This window comes from Pseudomonas mandelii (assembly GCF_002251635.1).
GTDB lineage: Bacteria > Pseudomonadota > Gammaproteobacteria > Pseudomonadales > Pseudomonadaceae > Aquipseudomonas > Aquipseudomonas mandelii_B.
This window is the reverse complement of sequence record NZ_NMOJ01000238.1, coordinates 1-7,265: the sequence shown is the minus strand read 5'-3', so window position 1 is coordinate 7,265 and position 7,265 is coordinate 1. Positions and strand designations below refer to the sequence as shown.

5 protein-coding genes are annotated in these 7,265 nt (G+C 61.0%); all 5 read right to left on the bottom strand.

Annotated elements, in window-relative coordinates; translation table 11 throughout:
* Positions 1-169: 169 nt before the first annotated feature.
* The 5 genes from B7L09_RS28375 to asd all read right to left on the bottom strand — a co-directional run bounded on the left by B7L09_RS28375 (position 170) and on the right by asd (position 7,234).
* Positions 170-793, bottom strand: a complete 624-nt coding sequence (locus B7L09_RS28375; RefSeq protein WP_094471615.1) for a phosphoribosylanthranilate isomerase — start codon at positions 791-793, stop codon at positions 170-172.
* Positions 794-856: 63 nt separating this feature from the next.
* Complete coding sequence (gene truA, locus B7L09_RS28370; protein ID WP_176457788.1) at positions 857-1,681, bottom strand: tRNA pseudouridine(38-40) synthase TruA; 825 nt, start codon at positions 1,679-1,681, stop codon at positions 857-859.
* Positions 1,682-1,977: 296 nt separating this feature from the next.
* Complete coding sequence (locus tag B7L09_RS28365; RefSeq protein ID WP_094471613.1) at positions 1,978-4,620, bottom strand: FimV/HubP family polar landmark protein; 2,643 nt, start codon at positions 4,618-4,620, stop codon at positions 1,978-1,980.
* A 208-nt stretch (positions 4,621-4,828) separates the two neighbouring features.
* On the bottom strand, positions 4,829-5,839 hold the full coding sequence (locus tag B7L09_RS28360; protein WP_094471612.1) for an aspartate-semialdehyde dehydrogenase: 1,011 nt from the start codon (positions 5,837-5,839) through the stop codon (positions 4,829-4,831).
* Positions 5,840-6,121: 282 nt separating this feature from the next.
* The gene (gene asd, locus B7L09_RS28355; RefSeq protein ID WP_053257089.1) at positions 6,122-7,234 is read right to left on the bottom strand and encodes an aspartate-semialdehyde dehydrogenase; all 1,113 of its coding nucleotides are present in this window, start codon (positions 7,232-7,234) and stop codon (positions 6,122-6,124) included.
* Between the last annotated feature and the right edge of the window lie 31 nt (positions 7,235-7,265).

Here is a 7,265-nt window from a genome sequence, read left to right as displayed (position 1 = left end):
CACAGCCCCGCGTATGCCCTTGAGCTAAATTCATGTGTGTGGCGATGATCGGTGGATGGCCGGGTCAGCGAAACGTGACCTGCGTACAACCCATCAATCCTCAGCCGTGCCTGCTTTGTGCAGCGCAGTGCATTTTGGGACGGCGGCAGTCTGCCAGCCGTCACATCAACTACGTGCTACTCCGTACCGCCTTGATGAATGCCTGGATCTTTGCGTGATCCTTGATGCCCTTGCTCGCCTCTACCCCACCGCTGACGTCCACCGCGTAAGGCCGGACCCGGGCGATTGCCTCAGCCACGTTATCCGGCGTCAGGCCACCGGCGAGGATGATCGGCTTGCTCAAGCCCTGCGGTATCAGAGACCAGTCGAACGCCTCACCGGTTCCACCGGGAACACCTTCGACATAGGCATCGAGCAGGATACCGCTGGCACTTGGAAACGCATCGCAGGCCGCCGCGATGTCGTCGCCGGCCTTGACCCGCAACGCCTTGATGTACGGGCGGTGCCAGCCTTCACAATCGGCAGCGGTTTCGTCGCCATGGAACTGCAACAGGTCCAGCGGCACGGCGTCGAGCAGCTCGCCCAACTCGCAGCGGCTGCTGTTGACGAACAACCCCACGGTGGTCACGAACGGCGGCAGCAACTTGATAATGTCGCGCGCCTGCCGGAACGTCACCGACCGTGGACTCTTGGCGTAAAACACGAAACCAATGGCATCCGCCCCCGCCTCGACTGCCGCCAGCGCGTCTTCTATGCGGGTAATCCCGCAAATCTTGCTGCGAACGGCTGACATGTCGTAGAAACCTCAGGGTTGGACCGAGAAAGTCCCGGATGGTAACAAAAGCTTTTCCGGGCGTCAGCCGTCAAGTTCAGAGAAGCCGGTGAGGAAGTGTGGGCCGATGTAACGCTCAGGCAATTGAAACTCGTCGCGATACTCGACCTCCACCAGGTACAGGCCGAACGGATGCGCCGTCACCCCGCCAGTGCGGCGGATGCGGCTCTCCAGCACTTCCTTCATCCACTCTACCGGCCGCTCGCCGGCACCAATAGTCATCAAGACTCCGGCGATGTTGCGCACCATGTGGTGCAGGAAGGCGCTGGCACGGATGTCCAGCACGATCATTTTGCCGTGGCGGGTCACCCGCAGGTGATGGACTTCCTTGATCGGCGATTTGGCCTGGCACTGGCCGGCACGGAAGGCGCTGAAGTCATGCACACCCACCAAATGCTGTGCAGCCTCGGCCATGCGCTCGGCATCCAGGGGGCGGTGGTTCCAGGTAATTTCCTGATTAAGGTGCGCCGGGCGGATCTGATCGTTATAGATCACATAGCGGTAGCGCCGGGCAATCGCCTTGAATCGCGCATGAAAATCCGCAGGCATGACCTTGGCCCAGGTGACGCTGACGTCGTGGGGCAAATTGATATTGGCGCCCATGACCCAGGCCTTCATCGAACGCTCGACCTGCGTATCGAAATGCACCACTTGGCCGCACGCGTGCACGCCCGCGTCAGTACGCCCGGCGCAGAGCAGCGACACAGGTGAGTCAGCGACTTTGGACAAGGCCTTTTCCAGGGTCTCCTGCACCGTCAACACGCCGGAGGCCTGGCGCTGCCAGCCGCGATAGCGCGAACCTTTGTATTCCACGCCCAGGGCGATGCGGTAAAAGCCTGCGGCCGCCATTTCGGCGGCCGCGTTATCTATATTTGCCAAGGAGTCACAGCCTGCTGATGTGCGCAAAGGCGGGCATTATAAAGCTGTCCGGCGGGGATACCAGCACAACAGAAAGTACGGTATTGAATGTGAGGGCCCTTTCGCGGGCAAGCCCGCTCCCACAGTGTTTCGGGGTGCTCTCACCACAAAACCTTGTGGGAGCGAGCCTGCTCACGATGGCGGTCTGACAGACACAATCGCATCAACGCCCAAACAAAAACGGCAGCCTCAATGGACTGCCGTTCTGTTTATTGCCTAACGATCACTCAACCCAGATGCGAAAGCATCTCCTTGGCTTCGCTCTTCTGACCAGCATTCCCCTCAGCCACCACCTCATTGAGGATGTCCCGAGCGCCGTCGTTGTCACCCATGTCGATGTAGGCCTGGGCCAGGTCGAGCTTGGTGGCGACTTCATCAGTGCCGGAGAGGAAGTCGAAGTCCGGCTCGTCCGCTGCAGAAGCCATAGCGTCTTCTGCGGTAAAGGTCGGCTCACTCATGCTCTGGGACAGACGATCCAGCTCGGCGTTGACGTCATCCAGCTCAGCGGCAAAGGCGTCCTTGACCTCAGGCTCGGCCGGGGCGGCATCCATTTCATCAGCCAGCGACAGATCGAAATCGGCGGGCAACTCCAGGTCGTCCTGCGGAATTTCAGGTTTCACTGGTTCAACAGGCAAGTCCTTCACGCCTTCATCCAGATCCAGCAGGAAGTCATCTTCAGCGAGGATCGCCGGAGACGGGTCGCCGCCCAGATCCATGTCCAGGTCGAAGTCCGACAAGTCGTCGAGGTTTTCCTTGATTTCGGTCTGTTCCTTCAATACCGATTCAAAGCTCAGGTCGTCGTCCAGCGGGAACTCTTCAAGGTCAGCGACCGATTCCGGCTCTGGTTCAACCACCGCCGGAGAAGCGGCTTCCAGGTCATCCAGGCTCAGGTCGAAGGCACTGTCCAAGTCATCGACCGGTGCTTGCGGCTCGTCCAGTAGCAAGTCCTTGACGTACTGAGCGTCCAGCTCGGCAGCGATGGCGGCAGCAGCAAGACCACCGGCAGCCGCGATAGCCATTGCCGGGAAGCGGCTTTTAAGCTGCTCGACCTGGGCGAAGTTGTCACCGTTGGCGACCAACTGACGCTCTTGGGCAACAAATGCATCGCGGTCGCCCTGCTGACCGTAGACTTCCATCAGCTTCAGACGCAGGTCACTGCGCTGTGGCTCTTGCTTGATGCCGTCTTCGAGCAGCGCGGCGGCCTGGTTCAGACGACCGGCGGCAATGTGCGATTGAGCCTTGGTCAGTACGTCGTCATCGCGTTCGGCAGCTGGCGACACCAGCGGCGCGGCGATCGGCGTCGTCATTACATCCGGGACTGGGGCTGGGGCAGGAGCTGGCGCAGGTGGTGGCGTTGGTATCGGTGCGGTGGCGAGTTTCACACTCGGCGGCGGAACTTCCAAACCTTCGAAGCTGCTTTCCGGCAGGTCCTGCTCGGCGGAGAATTCCTTCTCTTCTTCCAGGGCACGCGCCATGCGCAGGTGTTTCTCGGCTTCTTGCTGGGCCTTGCGGCGACGTGCCAGCAACAGCAGCAAGAGCAGCAGAACCACCGCACCACCGCCTACCAGCCCCAGCAGGACCGGATTGGTCAGCAGTTCATTGAATTTCTGGTCGTCAGAGGCGACTGGGGTCGGCTCGACCGGAGGCTCGGCAGGCACGGGAGCCGGAGCGGCTTCAGGTGCCGCCGCCTCGGGCGCAGGCGCTACCGGAGCAGGAGCCACTTCAGTCGGTGCCGCCGCAGGGTTGGCCGCCAGTTCAGCAGAGATGGCCGGAGCGGTCGTCGCTGGAGTCGAAGCCGGCGCTCCCGCTGCGCCTTCAGCCTGCAACTTGGCCAGTTGATTGTTCTTCAGCTCGATCAGGCGCTGCAGCTTATCCAGCTGACTTTGCAGATCGGTCATGCGGCTTTTCAGTTCGGCGTTGTCACGACGGGTCGTGTCGAGGCTTTCCTGGGTCACCGCCAGCTTGTTGTTCAAGGCTTTGGCATCACCTGCGGCGCCTTTGCCTTTGCCCTTGCCGGTTTCGGCAGAGACCAGGCTCAGGTTGTCTTTCGCCGTCTGCGATGGAGCTGCGTCAGCGCGGCCACGCTTTGTGGCATCAAGTTGCTGCTGCCCGGTGCCGGGCTTCGCCACATAACGACGACCCTGGCGCCATGCGGTGTTCTGTGCGGCGACTTCAGCGATTGCCTTGGGTTGCGGCAGGCCGGTGCTCTGCGCCTGATCCGGCAGGCGCAGCACCTGACCGGTTTTCAGCCGGTTGATGTTGCCGTCGATGAAGGCATCCGGGTTCAGTGCCTGGATGGCCAGCATGGTTTGCTGGACCGACCCGCCATTACGCGCCTTCTCCGCGATCTCCCACAGGGTATCGCGCGGCGTGGTGGTGTATTGGGACGGCTTGGTGGCACCGGTCACCGGCGCGGTGACCGTTTGGGTCGGAGCAGGCTGCGCAGCCGCTTCAGCGGTCTGCGGGGAGAATTTGGACGGATCGAGCAGCACGCTGTAATCGCGCAGCAGACGACCGTTTGGCCACATCACCTGAACCAGGAATTTCACCATGGGTTCGGACAGTGGTTTGCTGGACGTTACACGCAGGATGCTTTTGCCGCTGGCATTGAGCACGGGCGTGAAGGTCAGGTCGTTGAGAAACGCCTGGCGATCAACACCGGCCTTGGCGAAATCTTCAGGCGAAGCCAGGCTCGGCACCACTTCCGCGGCGGTGAGGTCCTTGACGTCTAGCAGCTCGATTTCCGCCACCAGAGGTTGGTTCAGCGTCGACTTCAGGGTCAATTCCCCGAGCCCGAGGGCCTGCGCCATACCGGAGGACAGCGCCGAGGCGGCCGCTATTGCTAACACCAGTTTGCGAACTTGAACCATAGCCTCATCCTTTGTTTGAACACTCCCCGGCCTGCGAGAAGGTGTTGATAGCCGCTGCCGTAAGGCATTGCGCGCGGCGACGAAGGGCCGTCACGCGCGATCATTTCTTTCATGCCCCGGAAAGCCCCGAAGGGTGGCTCGCCATCAGCAATCCGGCCAAGCATAGCGCTCGACCGGACTCATTCGAAAAATTGTTGCCAAGTATCTTTTACAGCAGGTCTTTTATCAACAATTCAGCCACCTGCACAGCATTGAGCGCGGCGCCTTTGCGTACGTTATCTGACGTCAGCCATAGATTTAGTTCCGACGGGTCGTCGATTCCGGCGCGAACCCGACCAACGTAGACCACGTCCTGCCCTACCGCATCGCCCACCGCCGTCGGGTAATCGCCGGCTTCCACCAGTTCGATACCCGGTGCGTCTTCCAGCGCCGCTTTGACTTTCACCAGGTCCACAGCGCTCGCCGACTGCAAGGTCACGCTAAAGCTATCGCCAAAAAACACCGGGGCTTGAATGCAAGTGACGGAAATCTTTAATAAAGGCAGCGCCATGACCTGACGCAGCTCACGCACCAGGCGTTTTTCCAGCAGCGTATGACCCTGCTCATCAGGCTTGCCGACCTGAGCCAACAGGTTGAAAGCCATTTGCCGATCGAAGAAGGTCGGCTCCAGCGGACGCACGTTGAGCAGCTCGGCGGTTTGCCGGGCCAACTCGGTCACGGCTTCTCGGCCCTGAGCGGAGACAGCCAGACTGGCGGTCAGGTTGATGCGTTGCAGGTCGAGCAAACCGAGCAACGGCGCCAATACCACGGCCAGTGTGGTGGCCGACGGGCTTGGGCTGCTGACCTGGAACGGCTTTTTCAAACCAGCCAAAACGTCGGCGTTGGCTTCCGGCACCACTTGAGGTGCCTGCTCGGCCGGCAACGCGCCGGANAGGTCGATCAGCGAGCAGCCGGCGGCCGTGGCGCGCGGGGCGAAACTCAGGGTTACCGCCGGACCGGCTGCGAAGAACGCCAATTGCGCCTTGCTGAAATCGAATTCATCGACTTCACGCACCCGCACGTTCTTGCCACGAAACGGCACCGAATGCCCGGCGGATTCGCTGCTGGCCAGCAGGTGCAGGTTACCGACCGGGAAGTCGCGTTCTTCGAGAATCTGCACGAGCGTTTCGCCGACAGTACCGGTGGCGCCGATCACGGCAATATCAAAGGACTGGCTCATGGTTCTACCACTGGCGAAACGGGGGGAGCGGCACTTTACCGGGTGGGTGGCGCACAGGCAATTTCTGCCGGGGATTTGCGGTGGCTGATCTGGCCCCTTCGCGGGCAAGCCCGCTCCCACAGGTTTCAGTGGTGTACACAAATCTTGTGTATGACACCAACCACTGTGGGAGCGGGCTTGCCCGCGAAGGGGCCAGAACAGGCAACCGATCAACATCAGACTGCCGGGAATAAAAAAACCCGCACCTCTTTCAAGGCACGGGTTTTTCATTACTTCAATCTATCAACGCTCAAGCAGGATCCGCAGCATGCGGCGCAGTGGCTCGGCCGCGCCCCACAGCAGTTGGTCGCCAACGGTGAACGCGCCCAGGTACTGGGTGCCCATGTTCAGCTTGCGCAGACGGCCAACCGGCACATTCAGGGTGCCGGTAACCTTCGTCGGGCTCAGCTCCTGCATGCTGATTTCGCGGTTGTTCGGCACCAGCTTGACCCATGGGTTGTGCTGGCTGATCAGCCCTTCGATATCGGCGATCGGCACGTCTTTGTTCAGTTTGATGGTCAGCGCCTGGCTGTGGCAGCGCATGGCACCGATACGCACGCAAATACCGTCCACCGGGATCGGGCTCTTGAAGCGGCCCAGAATCTTGTTGGTTTCGGCCTGGGCTTTCCACTCTTCGCGGCTCTGGCCGTTCGGCAGTTCCTTGTCGATCCACGGGATCAGGCTACCGGCCAATGGCACACCGAAGTTCTCGGTCGGGTAGGCCTCGCTGCGCATGGCTTCGGCCACACGGCGGTCGATGTCGAGGATCGCGCTGGCAGGATCGGCCAGTTGATCGGCAACCGCCGCGTGGGTCGCGCCCATTTGCTTGATCAGTTCGCGCATGTTCTGCGCACCCGCACCGGACGCCGCCTGATAGGTCATGGCGCTCATCCACTCGACCAGGCCCGCTTCGAACAAGCCGCCCAGGCCCATCAGCATCAAGCTGACGGTGCAGTTGCCACCGACGTAGTTCTTGGTGCCCGCATCCAGTTGCTGGTCGATGACCTTGCGGTTGACCGGGTCGAGGATGATCACGGCGTCGTCCTGCATGCGCAGGCTGGAGGCGGCGTCGATCCAGTAACCCTGCCAGCCGGCTTCGCGCAGCTTGGGGAAGACTTCGCTGGTGTAGTCGCCACCCTGGCAGGTCAGAATCACATCGAGGGTTTTCAGCTCTTCAATGCTGTAGGCGTCCTTGAGCGGGGCGATATCCTTGCCCACGGACGGCCCTTGGCCACCTACGTTCGAAGTGGTGAAAAACACCGGCTCAATAAGATCGAAATCCTGCTCTTCCAGCATCCGCTGCATGAGCACGGAACCGACCATACCGCGCCAACCGATCAGACCTACACGTTTCATCGCAACTACACCTTGTTAAAAAGTGGGCCGC